Raw genomic sequence first — 25,055 nt, forward strand, 5'->3', positions numbered from 1 at the left:
AGCCTGCATCGCCATGAGCGACACGACCCATCTCGGCGGCACGCTGCCGCCGCTTTCTTCCTCCGGCCCGCGCGACAGCGGCGCGCGTTTGCGAATCGTGCCGGCGCGCCACCGGTCGAGCGCCGTCGGCACCGTGCTCGCGCTCGCGCTGATCGCGATCGCGCTGCATTCGCTGCTCGCGAACCCGCAATGGGGCTGGCCGGTATTCGCCGAATGGTTCCTGTCGCCGCCCGTGCTGTCCGGCCTCGCGCGCACGCTGGTGCTGACGCTGCTCGGCGCGGTGTTCGGGCTCGTGCTCGGCGCATTCGTCGCGCTGGCGCGGCTGTCGCGCTCGCGTCTGCTCGCCGCCAGCGCATGGGCCTTCATCTGGCTGTTCCGCTCGATCCCGCTGATCGTGCTGCTGCTGATCCTGAACAACCTCGGCTATCTGTACGAGCACGTGCGGCTCGGCGTGCCGTTCACCGGCCTCGTCTGGCTCGACGTGCCGACGACCGACCTGATCAGCCCGTTCGCCGCGGCCGTGCTCGGCCTGACGCTGAACCACGCGGCGTTTTCCGCCGAGGTGATCCGCGGCGGCATTCTCGCGGTCGACCAGGGGCAGCTCGAAGCGGCGGCCGCGCTCGGGCTGCCGCGCGGCCGGCAGACCATGCGGATCGTGCTGCCGCAGGCGATGCGCGCGATCCTGCCGACCGCGTTCAACGACCTGATCTCGCTCGCGAAAGGCACGTCGATGGTGTATGTGCTCGCGATGCCCGAGCTGTTCTACACCGTGCAGGTGATCTATCGCCGCAATCTCGAAGTGATTCCGCTGCTGATGGTCGCGACGGTCTGGTATCTGATCATCCTGACCGTGCTGTCGGCGATCCAGGTGCAGATCGAGCGGCACTACGCGCGCGGCGCGCTGCGCAATCCGCCGCCGTCGGCGCTGACCTTCGCGCTCGCACGCGCCGGCACGCTGTGGCGCCGCCTGACGGCGCGCAAGCCGGCATCGGATGCGCACCCCGACGGCGACGCGGCCGCGCCGCACCTCGGCGGCGAAGTGGCCGTGCATCATGTGTCGAAGCAGTTCGGCATGCAGCGCGTGCTCGACAACGTATCGTTCGTCGCGCCGCGCGGCAGCGTGACCGCGATCGTCGGGCCGTCGGGTTCCGGCAAGTCGACGCTGCTGCGCACGATCAACCATCTCGAACGCGTCGACGACGGCTTCATCGACATCGACGGCGAACTGATCGGCTACCGGCGCGACGGCGACGTGCTGCACGAACTGAAGGAGCGCGACGTGCTGAAGCGCCGCACGGCGGTCGGGATGGTATTCCAGACCTTCAACCTGTTCCCGCACCTGACCGTGTTGGAAAACCTCGTCGAGGCGCCGGTCGCGGCGGGCGGCGCGACGCGCGAGGCCGCCGAGCGGATCGCGCGCACGCTGCTCGCGCGCGTCGGGCTCGCCGACAAGGCCGATGCGTATCCGCGCCAGCTGTCCGGCGGCCAGCAGCAGCGCGTCGCGATTGCGCGGGCGCTCGCATTGCGGCCGAAGGTGCTGCTGTTCGACGAGCCGACCTCCGCGCTCGACCCCGAGCTGGTCAACGAAGTGCTCGACGTGATCAAGGAACTCGCGCGCTCCGGCACGACGCTCGTGATCGTCACGCACGAGATCGGCTTCGCGCGCGAAGTGGCCGACCACGTGCTGTTCATGGAGCGCGGGCGCATCGTCGAAGCGGGGCCGCCGGCCGTCGTGCTCGACGCGCCGACGCATCCGCGCACGCGCGCATTCCTGTCGCGGGTGCTGTGATGCGGCCCGCTTCCCGTCTGCCCGCCATTCAGGACACGACACGATGATCGACCGACGACAGTTCATGAGCGCCGCGCTGGTCGCGGCATCCGGCGGCCTGTGGTCGCGCTCGGCAAGCGCGGCCGCGGCGACGGCGGATCTCGATCCGCGCCAGGCGGGCCGCATTCGCGCGCCGCGCGACGATGCGGCGATCCGCGCGGCAAGCAGCTACCGATGGGTGCACGACGGCGCGTTCACGGTCGCGATCTCGCCGCACGCGCCGCCCGTATCGACCTATGCGACCGACGCGCGCACCGTGGTCGGCGCCGACCCCGACTATGCGCAGCTCGTCGCCGATGCGCTCGGCCGGACGCTCGTGCTGGTGCCGGTCGCCTGGGCCGACTGGCCGCTCGGGCTGACGTCGGGCAAGTACGACGCGGTGATCTCGAACGTCGGCGTCACCGAGCAGCGCAAGCAGAAATACGATTTCACGACCTATCGGCTCGGGCTGCACGGTTTCTATGTGCGCACCGGCAGCCCGATCGCGAGGATCGCGGAACCGAAGGACGTCGCGGGGCTGCGCATCATCACGGGTGCGGGAACGAGCCAGGAGCACATCCTGCTCGAGTGGAGCCGCCGCAATGTCGCGCAGGGCCTCAAGCCGACCGAGCTGCTGTATTTCGACGACGATGCGACGGCGCGCGTCGCGCTGCTGTCGGGCCGCGCGGACGCGGAGCTGAACCCGAACGCGTCGCTCGCGTACGAGGCCGCGCGCAGCGGCAAGATCCGGCGCGTCGGCGTCGTCAATGCCGGCTGGCCGGCCAATGCCGATGTCGCGATCGCGACGCGCCGCGGCAGCGGGCTCGCGCCCGCGCTGACGCTCGCGACGAATACGCTGATCGCCAGCGGCCGCTACGGGCAGGCGCTCGCGCGCTGGGGATTGCAGAGCGAGGCCGTCGCGCGCGCCGAGACCAATCCGCCGGGCCTGCCTTCATTCTGAAGCGGCGCGTGCGGGTCCGCGTTGCCGTTGCCCCGTGTACGGCACTACGCGGTCACCGCCGCGTGCCGCCGGTCGAGTTCCGCGACATGCGCGTGGATCGCCGGAATCAGCGCGCGCCCGTAATCGAGCGCATCGTCGAGCGGATCGAAGCCGCGGATCAGGAACGTCGTCACGCCGAGCCGGTAGTACTCGCCGAGCGCGCGCGCGACCTGCTCCGGCGTGCCGACCAGCGCCGTCGAATTCCAGCGCGCGCCGGTCAGGTTGGCGACGCCCATCCACAGCCGTTCGTCGAGCACGTCGCCCTGCGCGGCGGCGGCCATCAGCCGCTGCGAGCCCGCATTCTGCGGTGCGTGGCCCGCGATCGGCTGACCGCTCGCGAGCCGCGTCGCACGTACGCGCTCGCGAAACGCCTCGGCCTTCTCCCACGCGGCAGCCTCGGTGTCCGCGACGATCGGGCGGAACGAGACGCTGATGCGCGGCGTGCGTCCGTACGGCGCGGCGGCGGCCTGCACGCGCGCGATCTGCTCGCGCACCGATGCAAGCGGCTCGCCCCAGGTCATGTAGACATCCGCATGCTGCCCGGCCACTGCGAGCGCGGCCGGCGACGAGCCGCCGAAGTAGATCGGCACGTGCGGCCGCTGCACGCCCTTCACGAGCGGCGACGCGCCGCGCAGCCGGTAGAACGGGCCGTCGTGGTCGACCGGCGCATCGGCGAGCCAGATCCGCTTCAGCACGTCGAGATATTCGCCGGTACGCCGGTAGCGCGCGTCGTGCGGCACGAAATCGCCGTCGCGGCGCAGGTCCGCGTCGTCGCCGCCCGACACCACGTTCAGCGCGAGCCGGCCGCCGCTGAACACGTCGAGCGTCGCGATCTGCCGCGCGGCGGCCGACGGCACGATCACGCCCGGCCGGTGCGCGAGCAGCAGGCGGATGCGTTCGGTCGCGGCAGCCGCGAACGACGCGACGATGAAGCCGTCCGCCGCATTGCTGAAATGGCCGATCAGGATCTGGTCGAAGCCCGCGGCCTCGTGCGCCTGCGCGAAGCGGCGCACGTAGTCGGGCTGGACGGCGGCGCCGCCGGGCACGTCGACCTCCGCGCCGGGCGTCGCGGTGATCATGCCGATGATGTCGACTGGCATGTCGGTGTCCTTGTAGGTCTGAGTCGGAATCGGGAAAGCGGTGTGCGCCGGCGCGGTCACTGCGCGGCAGCGGTTTTCCGCACGCTCGGCGCGAATGCGCCCGCATACGAGCGGTCGAGCAGTTTCGACGTGTCGTAGGCGGCCGGGATCACGCCGGCCTTGTGCAGGAAGTCGGCCGTGTTCTGCGCGTCCTTCGCGGCCGTCTCGTCGACCGGGCCGACGCGCTGGTGCGCGTTGTCGAGCCAGCGGTACGCGACATCCGGTTCGAGCTTCGCGCGCTTCGCCCACAGGTCCGCGTATTCGCGCGGATGGCTGTCGACCCATTGCCGCGCGGCAACCACGCGCCGCAGGAAATCGGTGATTTCCGCGCGCTTGCCGGATGCGGCCTGCTCGTTCGCGGCGACGAAGCTCAGCGCCGGCATCAGCCCCTGCGCGGTCACGACAGGCCGCGCGCCTTGCCGCAGCGCGAGCGTGCTGACGAACGGCTCCCACAGCGACACTGCATCGACCGAGCCGTTCGCAAGCGCGTTGGTCGCGTCGATCGGCATCAGGTACGCGTACTTGACCGAGTCCGCGCGCAGCCCCGCATGTTCGAGCGCGCGCAGCACGAGCTGCTGGCTCCACGCGCCGCGCCACACCGCGACGGTCTTGCCCTGCAGGTCGGCCACGGTCCGCACCGGCGAGTTCTTCGGCACGAGGATCGCGACGCCGTCGAGGCTTTGGCGCGACACCGCGACGACCTTCACCGGCGCGCCGCGCGCGGCCAGCGTGAGCAGCGCGGAATCGCCGAGAAAGCCGAGATCGATCGCATTGCCGTTCAGGCTTTCGGCGACGGGCGCGGCGGCCTGGAAATGCTTCCACTCGATCGTGTAAGGCAAGTCCTTGAGCACGCCGGACGCCTCCATCGACGCCTGGATGTTGAAGTAGTTCTGTTCACCGACGCGCAGCGTGACGGTGTCTTTCGCGATGCCCGGCTGCGCGGCGAGCGCCAGCAGGAGCGTCGTGACGATTCGGCTCAGCAAGATGATCTCCCGGAGGTTCGAGGGCGGCCGCGCGGCGGCGGCGCCCGTTGTCCGCCGGCGCGACGGCCGGCGAACGGAATGGAACCGGTGAAGATACGTCGATCCGCATCATCAGACAAACGCAATATTCTGATATGCAAATATGCAAATCTTTTATGAAGCGAGCGCCATCGCAGCGCCCGCTTTCGAGCGATTCCTCGACAGATATTTCGTGCACGAAATAAATTCGCGACTATATTTCGCATACGAAATAACTGTCTGGAGCGCACGATGTCCGTTACCGCCGAACCCGTCGGCTTTACCGCCGCCGACGGCTATCCGCTGCGCGGCACGCTGTGGTCGCCGGCCGACGCGCCGCGCGCGATGGTGCTGATCCATCCGGCCACGGCGGTGCCGGAAAGGCTGTATGCGGGCTTCGCGCGCTTCCTCGGCGAGCGCGGCTTCGCGGTGCTGACTTACAACTATCGCGGCATCGGCGCGTCGCGGCCCGCTCGCCTGCGTGCGTTGCGGGCGCGGATGCGCGATTGGGTCGATCTCGATGTCGAAGCCGCGACCGCGTGGGCACGCCACGCGTTCGACGGACTGCCGCTGCTCGCGGTCGGGCATAGCGTCGGCGGGCACGCGATCGGCCTGTCCGCCGGCTCCGCGCAGCTGCGCGCGGCGGTGATGGTCGCGGCGCACGCGGGCAGCACGCGGCTGATCGCGCACGCGGCGGAACGCTTGAAGGTGCGGCTGATCCTGCGCGTGCTCGGCCCGCTCGCGTCCGCGCTGCTCGGCTACGTGCCCGGCAAGCGGCTCGGGCTCGGCGAGGATCTGCCGGCCGGCGTGTTCCGCGAATGGAGCGGCTGGACCACGCTGCCGCGCTACTTCTTCGACGATCCGACGCTCGGCGCGGCCGAGCGCTTCGCGCAGCAGCGGCTGCCGATCCTCGCGCTCGGCTTCGACGACGATCCGTGGGCGAACCCGGCCGCGATCGACCTGCTGGTAAGCTACCTGACCCGCGCGGCGGTCGAGCGCCGCCAGGTCGATCCGCGCGCGGAGGGCAGCGGGCCGGTCGGGCACATGGGCTTCTTCCGCAGCCGGCCCGGCGCGGTACTGTGGCCCGGCGTCGCCGACTGGCTCGCGCAGGCGCTCGAAACGCCGCCGCGCGACGCGGACCACGCGCCCCTTTCCATTGCAGCCGGGAACCGAGCTTGAGCGAACATCGACGACTGTTTTTCCTGTTGAACGTCGGCCAGCGCCGCGTGCAGCGCTGGGTCGACCGCAAGGCGGACGCCGACACGCAGGCGAGCGCCGCGCAGGCCGGCGTGCTGTTCTATCTCGCGAAGCAGGACGGCGCGCTGACCGGCGAGGTCGGCGCAGCGCTGCAACTGGCGCCGTCCGCGATGACGGGGCTGGCCGACCGGATGGCGAAAGCCGGCCTGATCGCACGCCACGCCGATGCCGACGACGGCCGCGCGACGCGCCTGTACCTGACCGACGCGGGCCACGCGGCACTCAAGCGGGCGCGCGTGCTGCTGCGCGAACTGAACGCGAAGCTGTGCGACGGGTTTTCCGACACGGAACTCGACGTCGTCGCGCGCTGGCTGCACGCGTTGCAGGAACGCTTTCCGGGCGAACGCTGAACCGCGTATCGCCATCGGCATTCGCTCGCCGCATCCGCAACGTCGCCCCATCGCGAATCGAAAGCGATGGCGATTCTCGTTCTCGATTCGATCGCGTTCGTCGCGGCAAATTTTTCCCCGACATGACCCGCCTCCGGCAACGCTTGCCGGCTACGCTCTGTTACAAAAAATTGCATCGCGCACCGCATGCGGATCGCCTACATTGCAATCCACTCGACGCACGCGTCGTATGCCGGGCCGGCTTTTCCGTCGGGTCGACAGCGCGGACAGACCCGACAAGCAACGAGAATGAAAAGGAGTCTTGACCGAAGTGCTGGCGGTATCCAGCACACGCGGATTGCGATGGCTGAGGCGGCATTCCGGGCGACTCGCACCGGCGCACCGCAGCGCGGATGGCGCGGTGCACCGACGCTCCGGCAACCGGGCATGCGCTGCCGCGCACGGGCTCGCGCCGCGTGCCTGCCGTGCCATGGCGGTCCGCACGTCAACGAGGAGCAGTCCATGCGACGCACTATCGTGTCCCACCCGCTTGTCACCCGTCTATCAGCCGCCATCGCGCTGGCCGCAGCCGCCACCGCGCACGCCGAACCCGTGCCGGTGTCCGGCCCGAGCCCGTTTGCCGCATGCACGATCGGCGGCCCAGGCACGAACTACGTGAACGCCGAGGTCGAACCGTGGCTCGCGGTCAATCCGGCGAATCCGAACAACATGATCGGCGTATGGCAGCAGGATCGCTGGTCGAACGGCGGCGCGCACGGGCTGGTCGCCGGCTATTCGTTCGATGCGGGCGCAACCTGGGCACGCACGCCGCAGCCGTTCAGCGCATGCGCGCCCGGCGGGCTCGCGTACGAGCGCGCCTCCGATCCGTGGGTATCGTTCGGGCCGGACGGCACCGCGTACTCGGTATCGATTTCGTTCAACCAATCGAACAACAGCAATGCGGTCGCGGCATCGGTATCGACCGACGGCGGGCAGACCTGGAGCAGCCCTGCCGTGCTGATCGCCAACAACGAACCGACCACGCAGTTCTTCAACGACAAGGAATCGGTCACGGCAAACCCGGTCAAGGCCGGCACCGCCTATGCGGTCTGGGATCGTCTCGAACTGCCGAACGGCAATCCGTACGCGAACCTGCACACGCAGGCGTATCGCGGGCCGACGCTGTTCTCGAAGACGGTCGACGGCGGCAAGACCTGGAGCACCGCGAAGGTGATCGTCAACGTCCCGTCGCGTCAGCAGACGATCGGCAACCAGATCGTCGTCGATCCGAAGAGCGGCACGCTCTACGACTTCTTCGATCTGATCCAGCCGCCGTTCAGCAAGGCGGCCGGCAAGGTCGCGTTCGTCAAATCGACCGACGACGGCGCGACCTGGACGAAGCCGCAGGTGATCGCCGGGCTGCAGACCGCCGGCGTGACCGATCCGAATACCGGCGAACCGATACGCACCGGCGACATCATTCCGGAGCCGGCGATCGACCCTGCGTCGGGGCAGCTGTACGTCGTCTGGCAGGACAGCCGCTTCAACGGCGGCCAGTACGACGAGATCGCGGTGTCGACGTCGAAGGACGGCGGTGCAAGCTGGAGCGCACCGATGCAGGCGAACACGCCGACCGGACGCCCGGCGTTCAATCCGTCGGTGCGCGTCGACAACACGGGCGCCGTGATGATCACCTACTACGACTTCCGCGACCTGCTCGCCGGCAATACGACGACGCTGCCGACCGGGTTCTGGCGCAAGATCTCGCACGACGGCGGCGCGACGTTCGCCGACGAACGTCGCGTCGGCGGCCCGTTCGACATGAAGCTCGCGCCGTACGCGGAGGGCTACTTCATCGGCGACTACCAGGGGCTCGACGTGTTGCCGTCGTCGTCGTTCCACCCGTTCTTCGTGCAGACCAACGCGGGCAACCTGACGAACCGCACCGACGTGTTCTTCGCGCCGTGATGCGCGCCTGAGCGCACGGCCGCCGCGGCGATGTCGACGAGTCGCCCGCGGCGGTCGCGAATCGGTGCGCGTCAGTGCATCTCGGTCAGCACGACGCGCTCGTCGACCTTCCCTTCGCGCAGCTTCGCGAACACGTCGTTGATGTTGCCGAGCCGGTCGCGATGGATATGCGCGCGCACGAGGCCGTCGGCCGCGAAGTCGAGCGATTCCTGCAGGTCGCGCCGCGTGCCGACGATCGAGCCGCGCACGGTAATGCCGTTCAGCACGGTCGAGAAGATCGGCAACGGAAAATCGCCGGGCGGCAAGCCGTTGAGCGCCACCGTGCCGCCGCGCCGCACCATCCCGAGCGCCTGTGCGAACGCGCTGCGCGACACGGCCGTGACGAGCACGCCGTGCGCACCGCCGATCTCCTTCTGGATCACCTGCGCCGGATCGTCGACCGACGCATCGATCGTCAGCTGCGCGCCGAGCTGCCGCGCGAGCGCGAGCTTGTCCGGCGCGATGTCGATCGCCGCGACGTGCAGGCCCATCGCTCGCGCATACTGCACGGCGACATGCCCGAGCCCGCCGATGCCCGAGATCGCGAGCCACTGGCCGGGCCGCGTATCGGTCACGCGAATGCCCTTGTAGACCGTGACGCCCGCGCAGAGGATCGGTGCGATTTCGTCGAACGCGACCTGCGCGGGCAGATGGCCGACATAGTCGGGGTCGGCGAGCACGTATTCCGCGTAACTGCCGTTCACCGAATAGCCGGTGTTCCGCTGTTCGCGGCACAGCGTTTCCCAGCCCGTGTGGCAGTACTCGCAATGGCCGCAGGCCGTGTAGAGCCACGGCACGCCGACGCGGTCGCCCTCGCGCACGTGCGTGACGCCCGCGCCGACCGCCGCGACGAAGCCGACGCCCTCGTGCCCGGGAATGAACGGCAGCGCCGGCTTGACGGGCCAGTCGCCGTCGGCCGCATGCAGGTCGGTGTGACAGACGCCGGACGCCTTGATGTTGACGAGAATCTGGCCGGGGCCCGGCGTGGGCACCGGCACTTCGTCGATGCGCAACGGCTCGCCGAAGGCATGCACCACGGCCGCTTTCATGGTTTGCGTCATGCGTCGCTCCTGTCTGGTCGATGAGCGAACCAGTATCCGTGCGGCGACGCAGCCGTCGTTGATGAAAGTCAATCGAAGGGAAATGCCGCGCGGTCGGTGCCTGTCGCGCAATGTCGCATCGAGGAAGGCGCTGCGATGCGCCGGATGAGTCGAAGGCGACGCGACGAGGCCGGATCGACGGGTATCGATTCATGTCGCCCTGCCGCCCTCTGTTTCCGCCGATATTTTGTTTGTCCGACAGAAACCGTACGGCGCGCCGACATCGAGCTTGGAATTTGAAATGATATAACATATCATTCCGCGTGTTCCGCCGCCCGACGCCGTTTCACTCGAGGCGACCGGACATCGCCGGGCCATGCTTCAACGGGTCGTTGTGCGCCCAAGACGCAACAATATATCGTATCCAGACACGATCCGCATGGCCCGTTCCTGATCCGACTCCAACCGATTCACCAACCATGCGCGACCTCCCTCGTCTTTCGCTTCCTCCGCTCCCGCCGCTATCGCTGATGCTGTTCGCCGCCGTCGCGCACGCACAGGCCGATGGATCCGCCGCGCCGGCATCGCCGTCCACGTCGCTCGCGCCGATCTTCGTGACCGCGAACCCGCTCGGCGACAACGAACTGATCGCGCCCACCGCGCAGCTGTCCGGCGACGCGCTCACGCGCCGCCAGGCCGATTCGCTCGGCGAGACGCTCAACGGGCTGCCGGGCGTCTCGACCACCACGTACGGGCCGATGGTCGGCCGCCCGATCATCCGCGGGATGGACGGCGACCGGATCCGGCTGCTGCAGAACGGCGTCGCGGCCTACGACGCGTCGTCGCTGTCGTACGACCACGCGGTGCCGCAGGATCCGCTGTCGATCGAGCGCATCGAGATCGTGCGCGGCCCGGCTGCGCTGCTGTACGGCGGCAACGCGGTCGGCGGCGTCGTCAACACGATCGACAACCGGATTCCGCGCGAAGCGATCGAGGGCGTGACGGGCGCGCTCGACGCGCGCTACGGCGGCGCGAACACGGTGCGCGCGGGCGCCGCGCAGGTCGAGGGTGGCAACGGCCGCTTCGCGTTCCACGTCGATGCGTTCGACCGCGAAACCGGCAAGCTGCGGATTCCCGGCTACGCGCGCAGCAGCCAGCAACGCGCGCTCGACGACCCCGACACGCCGCAGCCTTACGGCAGCGTGCCGAACAGCGACGGCCGCGTGCACGGCGGCGCGGTCGGCGCGTCGTACACCTGGGGCGACGGCTTCGCGGGCCTGTCTTACAGCGGCTACGAATCGAACTACGGCTCCGTCGCGGAAGACGACGTGCGGCTGCGGATGCGCCAGGAACGTCTCGCGTTCGCGTCCGAGGTGCGCAACCTGAGCGGACCGTTCACGAAGCTGAAATTCGATTTCGCGTATACCGACTACCGGCACAAGGAAGTCGACAACGGCGAGACCGCGACGACGTTCCGCAACCGCGGCTACGAAGCGCGCATCGAGGCCCGGCACCGCAAGATCGGCCCGCTCGAAGGCGCGATCGGCATCCAGTTCGGCCAGAACACGTTCTCCGCGCTCGGCGACGAAATGCTCGTGCCGTCGACGCGCACCAGCAGCGTCGCGCTATTCGGCCTCGAGGAATGGCAGGTCGCCCCGGCGTTGAAGCTGAGCTTCGGCGGCCGCTTCGAGCACGTGAAGGTCGATCCCGATCCGGCCGGCGTCGAGAAATTCGCGGGTGCGCAGCCGCGCGACTTCAATGCGGGCAGCGTGTCGGCCGGCGCGCTGTTTGCGTTGACGCCGGTATGGTCGATCGCCGCGAACGTCGCCTATACCGAGCGTGCGCCGACCTTCTACGAGCTTTACTCGAACGGCCCGCACGATGCGACCGGCCAGTTCCTGATCGGCAACCCGAACGCGTCGAAGGAAAAGGCGGTATCGACCGACCTGTCGCTGCGCTACGCGAGCGGTCCGAATCGCGGCAGCGTCGGCGTGTTCTACAACCGCTTCTCGAACTACCTGACCGAGTACAACACCGGCCGCGTCGTCGACGACGACGGCGAGCCCGTCGCGCGCGGCACCGACGGCTCGCTCGACGAGGCCGTCTATCGCGGCGTGCGCGCCGAGTTCTACGGCGTCGAGCTGGACGGCAAGTATCGCGTGTTCGCGCAGCGCGGCCATACGGTCGACCTCGAACTGACGGCCGACTACACGCATGCGCGCAACGTCGACACGGGCCAGCCGCTGCCGCGCATCGCGCCGCTGCGCGCGACGCTCGCGGCCGACTACGGCTACGGGCCGTTCGGCGCGCGCGCGCAGCTCACGCATGCGTGGTCGCAGCACCGCGTGCCGGACAACGACTTCCCGACCGACGGCTATACGTCGCTCGGCGTGATGCTGACCTACAAGTTCCGCGTCGGCCCGACGCACTGGCTCGCGTACCTGCGCGGCGACAACCTGACGAACCAGGACATCCGCTATGCGACCTCGGTCGTGCGCGGCTTCGCACCGGAAGGCGGCCGCAGCGTGATGGCCGGATTGCGGACGACGTTCTGACCGAAGTGCGTCCCGCGGCCGCTGCGGCGGGGCGGGACGCATTCCCGTCGTTTTCGGCCGTACCATTCCCCAATTAATCGAATCGAAATTACCGGAAGGCTAATTCATTGCGTGCCGATTCTGATCTTCGGCATAAATCCGGCTTCATCATCCGGATATGAACACTCGAATCACAGGTGATTTAAAAACGATTCCAGACAGCGCCAAACCCCGCCCCGGCCCCGGTTTCAACCCAATCGAAATATAAATATCAGGGTTTCCGACGAGTCAAGAACGACTGGAAATACCCGTTAAAGACGGCACGAGCGCGCACTCTGCTCGAACAATAAATTTCCTACGTCAACCACTCGCGCAAGAGGCCCATCTTGAAAATCGCCAGAATGACCATCAAAGCAAAACTGCTTGGCGGCTTCGGCCTGCTCGCCGCGATCGTCATGATCGTGTCGGGCATGGCGCTCAAGGCGCTGTCCGATACGAACGACGAGTTCTCCCGGTACATGAACGGCATCAACGCGCGCGCGAACCTGGCCGCGCAGATCCGCACGGCGGTCGACCGGCGCGCGATCGCCGCGCGTAACCTCGTGCTCGTGACCAAACCGTCCGACATCGAGCTCGAACTGGCCGAAGTGCAGCACGCGCATCGCGACGTGCAGGACCATCTCGCGAAACTCAAGGACCTGATCGCGAACGCGAACGATACGACCGACCGCGCGCGCGAACTGATCGGCGAGATCGCACGCATCGAATCGAGCTACGGGTCCGTCGCGCTGAACATCGTCGGGCTCGCGCAGGCCGGGAAGAAGGACGAGGCGACTGCCGAGATCGACGAGCATTGCCGTCCGCTGCTCGCGCAGCTCGTGCGCGCGACCGACGCCTATGCGAGCTATACGCACGAGCGCGAACTCGCGATCGCGCAGTCGTTCGCGGACCGCTATACGAGCGGGCGCAACCTGCTCGCAGGCATCTGCCTGGGCGCGCTCGCGCTCGCGATGGGCGGCGGCCTGTGGCTGACGCGCAGGATCACGACGCCGATCGTCGCGGCGGTCGAAGTCGCACGCACGGTCGCAAACGGCGATCTCGGCAGCCACATCCGCGTCACCGGCAACGACGAGACGCGCGACCTGCTCGACGCGCTGCATACGATGAACCGGCGGCTGATCGACATCGTCGGGCGCGTACGCGATTCGTCGAACAGCATCGCGCACGCGGTCGGCGAAATCGCGTCGGGCAATCTCGACCTGAGCCAGCGCACCGAGGAACAGGCGTCGTCGCTGCAGGAAACGGCCGCGACGATGGAGGAATTCACGTCGACGGTGCGGCTCAACGCGGAGAACGCGCAACAGGCGAGCGCGCTGGCCGCGAACGCGTCGGAGGTCGCGCAACGCGGCAGCAGCGTGGTCGGGCGCGTCGTCGACACGATGACGGAGATCGGCCACAGCTCGTCGAAGATCGCGGACATCACCGGCATCATCGAGGGCATCGCGTTCCAGACCAACATCCTCGCGCTGAACGCGGCGGTCGAAGCGGCGCGCGCGGGCGAACAGGGCCGCGGCTTCGCGGTCGTCGCGAGCGAAGTGCGCAGCCTCGCGCAACGCTCGTCGACTGCGGCGAAGGAGATCAAGGAACTGATCTCCGCGTCGGTGCAGACGATCCAGGACGGTTCCGCGCTCGCGGGCGAAGCCGGCAAGACGATGGCCGACGTCACGCAGGCCGTCGCGCGCGTGACCGACATCATGGGCGAAATCGCCGCCGCGTCGGCCGAACAGAGCCGCGGCATCGATCAGGTGAACCTGACCATCACGCAGATGGACCAGACGACGCAGCAGAATGCCGCGCTCGTCGAACAGGCCGCGGCCGCGTCGAAATCGCTCGAGGCGCAAGGGCAGGAACTGTCCGGCACCGTGTCCGCGTTCCGGATGCCGGCCGACGCGCACGCATCGTCGTCGCAGCGCGAGCCTGCGCGTGCGGCCGATACGCCGTACTGGCACGCCGCCACCGCGTAACGCCGGCCGCCAGGCACGCGCGACGCCGACGACGGCATCGATCGCCTCGATGCCGTGACGCATGACGATGCGCGCGTCGGCCCGTTGCAGCGCGCCGCCTGCCGGCGGCACGCACGGCGCATGCGCAAGTTTCGGTCCCGCACGCGCTTCGCGTACCGCGCAATGCATCGTCCGCACCCCGTGCAGATGCAGACTTTTAAAACCGGCGAATGGCGAGTATCCTAAAAAAAGCACTCCCCGTTCGGACGGCGAATCGCGTGCCCTGACTCCCGTCCGATCGTATTGCGGCCCATCGCGCGCAGCGCGCCTTTGGCGGCATCTGCTGCGCGCCCGGCCGCACGAACCTTTCCCCCAACCATTGTCAGGAGAGCTGGTGAGCCGTCTCGTCGTCGTATCCAATCGCATCGCAGATCCCCGCAAAGCCGCGGCAGGCGGCCTCGCGGTCGCCGTGAAGGACAGCCTGCAGGAAACCGGCGGCGTCTGGTTCGGCTGGAGCGGCAGGCTGCGCGGCGACGACCAGGCCACCGGCAGCGACGAGGTGCAGATCCAGAACGTCGGCGGCATCCAGCTCGCGACGATCGACCTCGATCCGCAGGATTACGACGCGTACTACCTCGGTTATTCGAACAACGTGCTGTGGCCGGTGTTTCACTACCGGCTCGATCTCGCGCAGTTCGACCGCCGCTTCGCGGACGGCTACCGGCGCGTGAACCAGTTGTTCGCGCGCAAGCTGCGCTCGCTGCTGCGGCCCGACGATGTCGTGTGGGTGCACGACTACCAGCTGATTCCGCTGGCCGCCGAGTTGCGCGCGATGGGCTGCGCGAACCCGATCGGCTTTTTCCTGCACATCCCGATGCCGCCGCCGCCGATCATGGCGGCGATTCCGGAACACGAGTGGCTGATGCGTTCGCTGTTCGCGTACGACCTCGTCGGCTTCCAGACCGAATCGGACCTGCTGCACTTCGAGCATTACGTCGAAGCGGAAGCCGGCGCCGCGCGGCTGCCGGACGGCCGCCTGCAGGCCTTCGGTCGCACGCTGTCGGCCGGCGCGTTTCCGATCGGCATCAACGTCGACGAATTCGCGGCACTGGCCGACGATCGCGACGGCATCGACATGTTCGAACGAATGCGCGACGAGTATTCGCGCCGCCAGTTGCTGGTCGGCGTCGACCGGCTCGACTACACGAAGGGCCTGCCGCAGCGCGTGCATGCGTTCCGCCAGTTGCTCGAACAGTATCCGGAAAACCGCGACCGCGCGACGCTGATCCAGATTGCCGCGCCGAGCCGCGAGGATCTCGGCGCCTACGACGACCTGCGGCGCGAGATGGACAGCCTGTGCGGCGCGATCAACGGCGACTACGGCGAGCTCGAATGGATGCCGATGCGCTACATCCACCGCACGGTCGCGCGCAAGCGCCTGCCGGGCCTCTATCGCGCGAGCCGCGTTGCGCTCGTCACGCCGTTGCGCGACGGGATGAATCTCGTCGCGAAGGAATTTCTCGCCGCGCAGGACGAGGCCGATCCGGGCGTGCTCGTGCTGTCGCGCTTCGCAGGCGCGGCCGAGCAGTTGAAGGAAGCGCTGCTCGTCAATCCGTACGATACGCAGGGCACCGCGCAGGCGATCCAGCGCGCGCTCGCGATGCCGCTCGACGAACGCCGGCAGCGCCACTCGGCGCTGATGACGACGCTGCGCAAGACCGACGTGCACTGGTGGCGCACGCGCTTTCTCGAAGCGCTCGCGGAAGCGGCCGAAGTCGCCGACGCAATTTAACCGGCTGCGCGCTGCCGCACGCGTTCAACGATCGCGCTCGCGCGGCGGCCCGTACGCGACGAAGTCGCGCTCCACCGCCGACGCGTCCGCCGACGCCTTTTCCGCCCCACCCGTCCCGCCGCGCGCGCCGCCCTCCGTATCGCCGGCGTCCGGCACCCGCTCGCTGCGGCCGTCGATCAGGGCCTGCAACGCATCGCGTTCGAGCACCTCGCATTGCAGCAGCCGCTGCGCGATCCGTTCAAGCGCGTCGCGCCGCTCGTCGAGCGTCGCCGCGACACGCGCATGCGCGTCGGCCAGCAGCGTGCGCACCTCGTCGTCGATCAGCCGCGCGGTATGTTCGCTGCAGCGGCCGTCGCCGCTCAGCCGCGAATCCTGCAGGCCCGGATGCGCGCCGTCGTCGAAGGTCGCGAGTCCGAGCCGCTCGCTCATCCCGTACTGCATCACCATATGCCGCGCCATCGCGGTCGCGCGTTCGAGATCGTTCTGCGCGCCCGTCGACACGTCGCCGAACACGAGTTCTTCCGCGACACGGCCGCCGAGCAACACGTCGACGCGATCGAGCAGCTCGCTCCTGCGCAGCACGTAGCGGTCCTCGGTCGGCACCTGCTGCGTATAGCCGAGCGCCGCGACGCCGCGCGGAATGATCGACACCTTCTTCACCGGATCGCAATGCGCGCGGCTTTGCGCAACCAGCGCGTGGCCGGCCTCGTGATACGCGATCGTCACCTTCTCCTGCTCGTTCATCACGCGGCTCTTGCGCTCCATCCCGGTCATCGCGCGATCGATCGCCTCGTCGAAATCCGCCATCCCGATCGCCGGCTTGCCGAGTTCGGCCGCATGCAGCGCGGCCTCGTTGACGACGTTCGCGAGATCCGCGCCGACGAAGCCCGGCGTGCGCGACGCGAGCTCGCCGAGATCGACGTCGGCCGCGAGCTTCACGCGCTTCACGTGCACGTCGAGAATCTGCCGGCGGCCGTTCAGGTCGGGCCGGTCGATCGCGATGTGCCGGTCGAAGCGGCCGGGGCGCAGCAACGCGGGATCGAGGATCTCGGGCCGGTTCGTCGCGGCCATGATGATCACGCCGGAATTCGCCTGGAAGCCGTCCATCTCGACCAGCAGCTGGTTCAGCGTCTGCTCGCGCTCGTCGTTGCCGGACATCGGGCCGACGCCGCGCACCTTGCCGAGCGCATCGAGCTCGTCGACGAACACGATGCACGGCGCCTTCTGCTGCGCCTGCTCGAACAGGTCGCGCACGCGCGCCGCGCCGACGCCGACGAACATCTCGACGAACGCCGAGCCGCTGATCGAGAAGAACGGCACCGCCGCCTCGCCGGCTACCGCGCGCGCGAGCAGCGTCTTGCCGGTGCCCGGCGCGCCGACCACCAGCACGCCTTTCGGAATCTTGCCGCCGAGCCGCTGATAACGCTCCGGATTGCGCAGGAACGCGACGATCTGCTGCAACTCGGCTTTCGCCTCGTCGATGCCCGCGATATCGTCGAACGTGATGCCGGTTTCCTGCTGCACGTATACGCGCGCACGGCTCTTGCCCATCCCGCCGAAATCCTGCAGCCCGCCGCGCTTGCGCAGCAGCATCGTCCACACGAACACGAACGCGGCGAGCGGCAGCAGCCACGACGCGAGCGACGCCAGCCAGCTCGTGTCGGGCGTGCCGTGATAGCGGATGCCGGCGGCCGTCAGCGCATCGATCAGATGGTCGTCGGTCACGCGATCGGTCGTGAAGCGCCACGGCGTGCCGGCCGCCTTGACCGCCTCGGCCTCCGACGCCGGCAGCATCGCGCCGGCCTGCGGCATGCGCAGCGTGCCCGCGATCGAACTCTGGCCGACCTCGAGATCGTCGACGAGCCGCGCGGCGACGAGCCGGTGAAAATCGCTGTAGGCGATCGATGTCGATGCCGGATGCAGCATCAGCAACTGCGCCGCGAACAGCACGAAGAAGCCCGCCGCGATCAGCAGCCCCGGGTAATCGAATTTCCTGTCCATGGCATCGGGCCCGCCACCGGCTCACGGGGTCGCGCACGCATGCGCAAACCCGTGCGCGGCATCGGAGTATGCGTGAAAGCGGAACTCGCACGATTCATCGTCGCCTCTCGTTTCGTCGCATCAATCGCGCCGCGACGGCGCCGTCGGCAGCGCCGCCGGGCGGCTTTCGCCAGGTCGGCGCGCCGCACGCGCCGACCGTCAATCCAAGTCTAGTCTGCACGCGCGCGTCGCGCATCGGCCTGCGCCCGGATGCGCGCGACCCGACGAATGCCTTTCGCTGCCGGTCGCCGACGCGTTATAGTCGCCTTCATGACAATTTCGTGACAGTGTCGCCGCTGCGGCCCGGCCACCACAGCGGCAATTGCCATCCGGCCTGCGGCGCGGCAGCCTGTACGCCGCCGCGCGATATCGAACGACCCCGCCCATTCGAGGAGCCTACGACGTGAACGACACCCCCGATCGCCCCGACGACCTGCCCGCCGATCCCGACCGCCGCCGCGTGCTCGGCGGCCTTGCCGCGTTCGGCGCGGGCATCGCGCTCGGCGGCTGCGAAACCGGTGCGCCGCGCTCCGCCGCCGATCTGCGCGTCGACGAAGCGCTGCGCCATCACGTGCGCAACATCGTCGTGATCTACGCGGAAAACCGCAGCTTCGCGAATCTGTACGGCGACTTCCCCGGCGTGCTGCATCCGCTGAGCGACGTGCGTCCCGAACAGGCGCAGCAGCTCGACCGCGACGGCAAGACGCCGCTGCCGGTACTGCCGAAGATCTGGGGCGGCCTCGTGCCGCAGGCGCAGGAAGTGGACGGCAAGCGCTACATGATTGCCGAGCGCGACATCGACAAGCTGCCGAACGCGCCGTTCCGGATCGCCGACGCGCAGGGCAAGCCGCTGCCCAACGGCGTGATCACGCGCGACCTGTGGCACCGCTTCTACCAGAACCAGATGCAGATCGCCGCGGGCCGCAACAACCAGTTCGCCGCGTGGGCCGATTCGGGCGGCCTCGTGATGGGGCATTACCGCAACTCGGCCGACACGCTGCGGCTGTGGAATCTCGCGCGGCAATACACGCTGTGCGACAACTTCTTCATGGCGGCCTTCGGCGGCTCGTGGCTCAACCACATGTTCCTGATCTCCGCGCAGGCGCCGCGCTATCCGGACGCGCACAAGCATCCGCACGCGGCGAAGCTGCTGTCGGTGGTCGAAGGCGACGATCCGACCGGCACTCGGCTGAAGCTCGCCGCCGATTCGCCGGCATCCGCGCTCGACGGCCCGCCGAAATTCGCGGGCGACGGCCCGCTCACGCCCGACGGCTACGGCGTCAACACGATGGCGCCGCCATACCAGCCGAGCTACGTGCCGCCGCCCGCGCAGGGCAATCCCGCGTTCGCGGATCCGCACGACCATCGCGTGCTGCCGCCGCAGGCGTATGCGACGATCGGCGACCGGCTGTCGGAAAAGCACATCGACTGGGCGTGGTACAGCGGCGCGTGGCAGTACGCGCTCGAGCATCGCGACACCGGCACCGTGCCCGATTTCCAGTACCACCACCAGCCGTTCAACTATTTCGCGAATTTTGCGCCGGGCACCGACGCGCGCCGCCTGCATCTGCGCGACGCGGGGCTCGGCGACGATCCGGCGACCAACCGCTTCATCGCCGACATCGACGCGGGCCGCCTGCCGCCCGTCGCGTTCTACAAGCCGCAGGGCAACCTGAACATGCATGCGGGCTACGCCGACGTCGAATCGGGCGACCGCCACATCGCGACCGTGATCGACCATATCCGGCGCGGCCCGCAGTGGGAGCACACGGTGATCGTGATGACGCACGACGAGAACGGCGGCTGGTGGGATCATGTCGCGCCGCCGGTCGGCGACCGCTGGGGGCCCGGCTCGCGGATCCCGGCGCTCGTGATCGCGCCGTTCGCGAAGCAGGGCTACGTCGACCATACGATGTACGACACGAACTCGATCCTGCGCTTCATCAGCCGCGTGCACGGGCTCGCGCCGCTCGACGGTGTCGTCCATCGCGATCGCGCGTTCGCGGCGCGCGGGGCGACGCCGCCGGGCGACCTGACGAACGCACTGGATCTCGGCTGATGACCGGCTCACGCTGGCCGCGCCGAAACGACGACGCCACTGGCGATCCGCGCTGCCCGGCGCGTCGCCGCCGGTCGTGAAGCGCGGCTAAGCGGCGCTGCGCAACGCGTCGCGTGCCGCCTGCGCGGCGTGACGGCCGGCCTGCCGGCCGAAGAAGGTCGCGTCGGCCAGCGACAGCCCCGAGCTGTAGCCGGCGCCCCAGCGCGGCAGCCCGCAGGCCGTGCGGCCGGCCGCGTAGAGGCCCGGCACCGGCGCACGCGTCGCGTCGACGACCTGCCCGGTCGGCAGCGTATCGAGCCCGCCGAGCGTGAAGTGCGGATAGAACGCATAGTCGATCCGGCAATCGAGCGCGACGAACGGCGGCTCGATCAACGGCTTCAGCCACTTCCTCGCCTTGTGGAACAGCGGATCGACGCCTTCGGCCGCATGCCGGTTGTAGACGTCGACGGTCGCGGTCAGCGTGCCGGCCGGCATCTGCAGGTCGCGCTCGACTTCATCCCACGTCTCGCCCGCGGCCGCGATCCCGATCCGCGCGATGGCGGGCGGCTCCTGATAGGTTGCCTGATCGACGAGCAGGTAGATGCGGTCGCCGGCCTGGTGGAACGCGTGATGGCCGGTCCGGCCGTGATAGCCGTCCTCGTTGATGAAGCGCTGCCCGCGCGCGTTCACGAAAATACCGCGGATCAGCGACTCGGGCGCATAGAACGGCAGGCTCACGAACCCCTGGTCCATGTGGATCGCGGCGCCGCCCGCGCTCTGGCCGAGCAGGATGCCGGAGCCGTCGTCGCCGGGGCTGCCGATCGGTTCGTCCGAGCGCAGGAATTGCGGCGCATGCTGCCGCACCATGTCGCGATTCATCGCGAAGCCGCCCGCGCACAGGATCACCGCGCGCCGCGCACGCACGCAGGCCGTCTCGCCATACGCGCGCAGCACGACGCCGCACACCGCGCCGCCGTCGTCGACGATCAGCGCGAGCGCACGCGTGTCGTAGCGCGTCGCGACGCCGAGCGCCTGCACGCGCTCGGCCAGCACACGCATCAGCATCTGCCCGCCGCCCCAGCCCGGCCATTGCGGCGTGTGGCCGCGCGGACACGGCTTCGCGGCCTCGCTGAACGGCCAGGCTTCCTCGCTGCCGGACCAGATCAGGCAGTCGTCGGTTTCGGGCTCGACGATCCGCTCGGCGATGAAGGTGTTCTTGTACGTGAGCCCCTGCGCGACGAGCCAGTCGTGATGTGCGAGGCTCTGGTCCGCATAGAGCCGCACCTTCGCTTCGTCGGCATCGGGGCCGCCTGCGAGCATCAGGTAGCGATACAGGTCCGCGGTTTCGTCGCGAAAGCCGGCCTGCCGCTGCGCGGGCGTGCCGCCGCTGCCGCCGAGGTAGATCTCGCCGCCCGACAGCGCGCTCGTGCCGCCGTGGCTCGAGGCGCGTTCGACGATCAGCGTATCGGCGCCGGCGCCGGCGGCTTCGATCGCCGCGCACGCTCCAGCCGCGCCGAAGCCCACGATCACGACATCGTGTTCGGCATCCCAGCGACGCACGTCGCGGGCGTTCAGGGGGCGAGTCAGGGAATATTCGGATGACATGGGAAAGAGTCGGCGTGAAGGGAATCGACGAGCCGCGCCGCCCGGATACGTCGGGCGACGCGTGGATGACGAGGCGTCGGCGCAGCGCTCGACGCCGCGAAAGCGGGCCGCGCATGCGCGACCCGGTGGTACGGACGTGCGGCCGTCGCGGCGACGGCCGCGTGTCGCGACGCGCGCGTGTTGCCGCGAGCCGTGCGCGTCGCACGCGTCCTGCGCCGTCGTCCGGCGAGGTCCGTTCGCGTGCGGCGGCGATGCAGTGCCCGCCTTACATGCCGCGCAACGCGGCAAAACCGAAGTGCGACGGATCGATCGGCACGCAGCCGCTCGGCAGGCCGTTCTGGTCGACCGACCGGCATTGCAGGATGCCGGCCGCATACGGCGGCGACGGCACCTGATCGGCTCCGTAACGCGCCAACGCCATGGCGGCGAGCGTGGCCGCCGCGAATACGCCCAGCTTGCGATTCGTGAGTCTCATGATCGTCGTCCCCTCCGATTGGCCGCTCGTGCGGTGCGTGTCCGGCATGTCGCTGCAGCGCCGGATGACTGCACATTAGCGATCCGCTTCCCGCGGGCCATCGTCCGTTTCGACTAAGGGCAAACGCTGAGTGCATGCACGGCGTCGTGGCGCATCGCAGCATGCCGCGCCCACGCCGATTCGTCCGATCGAATCGACCGCAGCGGGTGTGCCTTTCTTCATCGGCCACGTCGCGTGGCGAACGCGTGCGGCATGCACGCTGCCGCATCGCACCATCCCGCCGCGCGGCGCCGCGCCCCCGGTGTTTTCCCCGGCCGGCAATCTGCTCCGTATGGATGATGAGCCGCGTGCGGGCCGATGCGAACCTGCGCGTCGGCATCCCGCATTCGCGGTGCATCCGTCCGATCTTTTCCGTTTTTTCCGTTCTTTCACGGGAGTACGGCATGACCGATTCAAATCCCCGCGACGCGCTGTACGAACTCGCGTGCCGCTATGCGCAGGCCGTCGATCGTCGCGACTGGCCGCGTCTCGAGACGCTGTTCACGCCCGATGCGCAGCTCGCCGGCCCCGGCTTCCGGTTCGACGACCGCGACGCGATCGTCGCCGGCATGAACGCGATCGCGCACTACGAGACGACCCAGCATCATGTGCACAACCAGCTCGTCACGCTCGACGGCGGCGCGGCCGAGGTCGAGACCTACGGCGTCGCGTGCCACGTCTACGTGCGCGACGGCGTGAGGCGCAAACTCGACTGGGGGCTGCGCTACCGCGACCGCTGCGTGTTCGACGGCGGCACATGGCGTTTCGCCGCGCGCACGCTGCATGTCGACTGGTCGCAAGACCTGCCGCTGGAGGGCTGAGCGATGCGCGCTTCGCTTCCCCTCGACGGCCGGACCGCGCTCGTGACGGGCGGCGCCGGCGGCATCGGCGCGGCCTGTGCGCATGCGCTGCTCGCGGACGGCGCTGCCGTCGTGCTGAGCGGCCGCCGCCGCGACGCGCTCGAACGCGCGCAGCGGCAACTGACCGACGCGGTGCCGGGCGGCCGCGCGCCGGACGCCGCGTGAGCACACGCCGGCCCGTCGCCGCGGCACGTGCCGTTTTCCCGTTCAAAGGAGCGTATCGATGATTTCATTCACCGGCAGGACCGTGCTGATCACCGGCGGCGGCGCGGGCATCGGCCGCGCGTGCGCGGAAGCGTTCGGCGCGGCCGGCGCGCGCGTCGCCGTGGCCGAGATCGACGCCGCCCGTGCGCAGGACGTCCGGCACGCGCTGGAGGCAGCGGGCGTCGAATCGCTGGTGCAGACCGTCGACGTCACGCGCCGCGACCAGGTCGACGCATTCGCGCGCGCGATCGACGCGCGCTTCGGCGGCCTCGACGTGCTCGTCAACAACGTCGGCGACTTCCTGCAGATCGCGAAGCCGTTCGACGACTGTACCGACGACGATATCGCGCGACTGTTCGACGTGAACCTGCGACAGGCATTCATCGTCACGCGCGCGATGCTGCCGCTGCTGCGCAGACGCGGCGCGGGCAGCAGCATCGTCGGCGTGTCGTCGATCGAGGGTTTCCGCGCGATTCCGAACTGCACCGTCTACGCGTCGTTCAAGGCCGCGCTGACCGGCTTCACGAAAAGCCTGGCGCTCGAACTCGGGCCGGCCGGCATCCGCGTCAACCAGATCGCGCCGGAAACCACCGAGACGCCGCAGGTGCCGGTCGGCACGATGGTCGCGGCCGAGCACCGCGACCACATCCCGCGCTGGATTCCGCTCGGACGCTTCGGCGCGGCCGGCGACATCGCGGGCACCGCGCTGTTTCTCGCGAGCCCGCTCGCCGCATGGATCACCGGCACGACGCTGCACGTCGACGGCGGCGCGCTCGCGGCGGCCGGCTGGTATCGCGACCCGAACGGCTGCTGGACGAACCTGCCCGTCGTCACGGGCAACGGCTTCAATTTCTGACCCTGGAACGCGGCGCGCCCGCGCGCCCAACGGAGACTTCATGAAGATCCTGATCATCGGCGGCACCGGCCTGATCGGCGGCCACGCCGCGCTGCACCTGCACGCGCAGGGCAACCACGTGACGCTCGCCGCGCGCAAGCCGCCCGCGGCCGGCAGCGCGCTCGCTCAGTTCGACGTGCTGCTGCGCGACTACGTGGCCGGCGACTTCACGCGCGACGATCTCGCACCGTTCGACGCGATCGTGTTCGCGGCCGGCAACGACATCCGCCACCTGCCGCCCGGCACCGACGAAGCCGCGCACTGGGAACGCGCGAACGTCGACGCGGTGCCGCGCTTCTTCGCGCTCGCGCGCGGCGCCGGCGTCGGGCGCGCAGTGCTGGTCGGCAGCTTCTATCCGCAGGTCGCGCCGGCACTCGTCGACACCGTGCCGTACGTGCGCTCGCGCCATCTCGCCGACCAGCGCGTGCGCGCGCTCGCGACGCCGTCGTTTGCGGTATGCAGCGTGAATGCGCCATTCGTTGTCGGCGCGGTGCCGGGCCTGCGCAACGACATGTTCGCCGCGTACACCGGCTACGCGCAGGGCAAGCTCGCGGGGCTGCCCGTGTACGGACCGGCCGGCGGCAGCAACTTCATCTCGACCCGGTCGTTGTCTGAAGCAATCTGGGGTGCACTGCAGCGCGGCGAAGCGGGCCACGCGTATCTGGTCGGCGACGAGAATCTCAGCTTCGCCGACTATTTCGCGGCATTCTTTCGCGCGGCCGGCAATCCGCAGCCGGTGCCGTCGCTCGACCGTGAGCATCCGCTGCTGCCCGACATCGCGATTTACACCGGGCGCGGCAACGTCGTGTCGTACGAGCCCGATCCGGCCGAACTCGCGCTGCTCCGCTACCGGCGCGGCGACGTGCAGCGCGCGGTCGACGAAGTCGTCGCGCACTGCGGCGCGATCTAGCCGTTGCTTTCACGCGCGGCGAACCGCACGCCGATACGAAAACGTCCCGCCGCCGGCCTTGCGTGCCGGCGACGGGACGT

At 69.1% G+C, this 25,055-nt stretch carries 18 protein-coding genes and 1 pseudogene; 13 read left to right on the plus strand and 6 right to left on the minus strand.

From position 1 onward, the window contains the following. Nucleotides 1-13: 13 nt before the first annotated feature. Nucleotides 14-1,789, plus strand: a complete 1,776-nt coding sequence (locus BST28156_RS34965) for an amino acid ABC transporter permease/ATP-binding protein (protein ID WP_174901780.1) — start codon at nt 14-16, stop codon at nt 1,787-1,789. Between the two features lie 43 nt (nt 1,790-1,832). Further along, the gene (locus BST28156_RS06650; RefSeq protein WP_174901781.1) at nt 1,833-2,768 is read left to right on the plus strand and encodes an ABC transporter substrate-binding protein; all 936 of its coding nucleotides are present in this window, start codon (nt 1,833-1,835) and stop codon (nt 2,766-2,768) included. 44 nt (nt 2,769-2,812) lie between these two features. Here BST28156_RS06650 and BST28156_RS06655 read toward each other — a convergent pair whose 3' ends face one another. Continuing rightward, nucleotides 2,813-3,907, minus strand: coding sequence for an LLM class flavin-dependent oxidoreductase (locus BST28156_RS06655; protein WP_174901782.1), 1,095 nt, complete (start codon nt 3,905-3,907; stop codon nt 2,813-2,815). A gap of 56 nt (nt 3,908-3,963) precedes the next feature. Next, nucleotides 3,964-4,932 (minus strand): ABC transporter substrate-binding protein, encoded by a 969-nt coding sequence (locus BST28156_RS06660; protein WP_174901879.1) that lies wholly within the window; start codon nt 4,930-4,932, stop codon nt 3,964-3,966. 267 nt (nt 4,933-5,199) lie between these two features. On the opposite strand from BST28156_RS06660, the gene BST28156_RS06665 reads away from it, so the two are divergent. From BST28156_RS06665 to BST28156_RS06675, 3 genes are all read left to right on the plus strand, one after another. Then, nucleotides 5,200-6,126: an alpha/beta hydrolase family protein gene (locus BST28156_RS06665; protein ID WP_174901783.1), complete on the plus strand. Its 927-nt coding sequence runs from the start codon at nt 5,200-5,202 to the stop codon at nt 6,124-6,126. After that, entirely contained in the window at nt 6,123-6,554 is a 432-nt protein-coding gene (locus BST28156_RS06670; protein ID WP_174901784.1) for a MarR family winged helix-turn-helix transcriptional regulator, read from the plus strand. Before BST28156_RS06665 ends, BST28156_RS06670 begins: the two co-directional genes overlap by 4 nt. 501 nt (nt 6,555-7,055) lie before the next feature. Continuing rightward, nucleotides 7,056-8,501, plus strand: coding sequence for a sialidase family protein (locus tag BST28156_RS06675; protein WP_174901785.1), 1,446 nt, complete (start codon nt 7,056-7,058; stop codon nt 8,499-8,501). Between the two features lie 71 nt (nt 8,502-8,572). Here BST28156_RS06675 and adhP read toward each other — a convergent pair whose 3' ends face one another. Continuing rightward, on the minus strand, nt 8,573-9,601 hold the full coding sequence (gene adhP, locus BST28156_RS06680; protein ID WP_174901786.1) for an alcohol dehydrogenase AdhP: 1,029 nt from the start codon (nt 9,599-9,601) through the stop codon (nt 8,573-8,575). A gap of 509 nt (nt 9,602-10,110) precedes the next feature. Here adhP and BST28156_RS06685 point away from each other — a divergent pair. From BST28156_RS06685 to otsA, 3 genes are all read left to right on the plus strand, one after another. After that, nucleotides 10,111-12,135 (plus strand): TonB-dependent receptor, encoded by a 2,025-nt coding sequence (locus BST28156_RS06685; protein WP_174901787.1) that lies wholly within the window; start codon nt 10,111-10,113, stop codon nt 12,133-12,135. Nucleotides 12,136-12,515: 380 nt separating this feature from the next. Beyond that, nucleotides 12,516-14,138 (plus strand): methyl-accepting chemotaxis protein, encoded by a 1,623-nt coding sequence (locus BST28156_RS06690; protein WP_174901788.1) that lies wholly within the window; start codon nt 12,516-12,518, stop codon nt 14,136-14,138. A gap of 373 nt (nt 14,139-14,511) precedes the next feature. Beyond that, a complete protein-coding gene (gene otsA / locus BST28156_RS06695; RefSeq protein WP_174901789.1) occupies nt 14,512-15,909 on the plus strand; it encodes an alpha,alpha-trehalose-phosphate synthase (UDP-forming) in 1,398 nt (465 codons plus the stop codon). A 24-nt stretch (nt 15,910-15,933) separates the two neighbouring features. Here the strand turns inward: otsA and ftsH are convergent, their stop codons facing one another. After that, nucleotides 15,934-17,910: an ATP-dependent zinc metalloprotease FtsH gene (gene ftsH / locus BST28156_RS06700; protein ID WP_174901790.1), complete on the minus strand. Its 1,977-nt coding sequence runs from the start codon at nt 17,908-17,910 to the stop codon at nt 15,934-15,936. A 442-nt stretch (nt 17,911-18,352) separates the two neighbouring features. On the opposite strand from ftsH, the gene BST28156_RS06705 reads away from it, so the two are divergent. Then, entirely contained in the window at nt 18,353-20,008 is a 1,656-nt protein-coding gene (locus BST28156_RS06705) for an acid phosphatase (protein WP_174901791.1), read from the plus strand. An 87-nt stretch (nt 20,009-20,095) separates the two neighbouring features. On the opposite strand, the gene BST28156_RS06710 is transcribed toward BST28156_RS06705, so the two are convergent. Both BST28156_RS06710 and BST28156_RS06715 read right to left on the minus strand, forming a co-directional pair. Then, nucleotides 20,096-21,592, minus strand: a complete 1,497-nt coding sequence (locus BST28156_RS06710) for an FAD-dependent oxidoreductase (protein ID WP_174901792.1) — start codon at nt 21,590-21,592, stop codon at nt 20,096-20,098. 265 nt (nt 21,593-21,857) lie between these two features. Next, the gene (locus BST28156_RS06715) at nt 21,858-22,067 is read right to left on the minus strand and encodes a hypothetical protein (protein WP_040131725.1); all 210 of its coding nucleotides are present in this window, start codon (nt 22,065-22,067) and stop codon (nt 21,858-21,860) included. Between the two features lie 443 nt (nt 22,068-22,510). Here BST28156_RS06715 and BST28156_RS06720 point away from each other — a divergent pair, with 443 nt between their 5' ends. From BST28156_RS06720 to BST28156_RS06735, 4 genes and pseudogenes are all read left to right on the plus strand, one after another. Further along, a complete protein-coding gene (locus BST28156_RS06720; protein WP_174901793.1) occupies nt 22,511-22,927 on the plus strand; it encodes a nuclear transport factor 2 family protein in 417 nt (138 codons plus the stop codon). A gap of 3 nt (nt 22,928-22,930) precedes the next feature. Continuing rightward, nucleotides 22,931-23,113 (plus strand): annotated as a pseudogene (locus tag BST28156_RS34970) (SDR family NAD(P)-dependent oxidoreductase); the annotation flags it as partial. 79 nt (nt 23,114-23,192) lie between these two features. Next, nucleotides 23,193-24,026 (plus strand): SDR family NAD(P)-dependent oxidoreductase, encoded by an 834-nt coding sequence (locus BST28156_RS06730; RefSeq protein WP_217451808.1) that lies wholly within the window; start codon nt 23,193-23,195, stop codon nt 24,024-24,026. Between the two features lie 40 nt (nt 24,027-24,066). Further along, nucleotides 24,067-24,975 carry an NAD-dependent epimerase/dehydratase family protein gene (locus BST28156_RS06735; RefSeq protein WP_174901795.1) on the plus strand — a complete coding sequence of 303 codons (909 nt, stop codon included), beginning with the start codon at nt 24,067-24,069 and terminating at the stop codon, nt 24,973-24,975. The last annotated feature ends 80 nt before the right edge of the window (nt 24,976-25,055 follow it).

It is taken from the genome of Burkholderia pseudomultivorans (genome assembly GCF_902499075.1).
Taxonomy (GTDB): domain Bacteria; phylum Pseudomonadota; class Gammaproteobacteria; order Burkholderiales; family Burkholderiaceae; genus Burkholderia; species Burkholderia pseudomultivorans.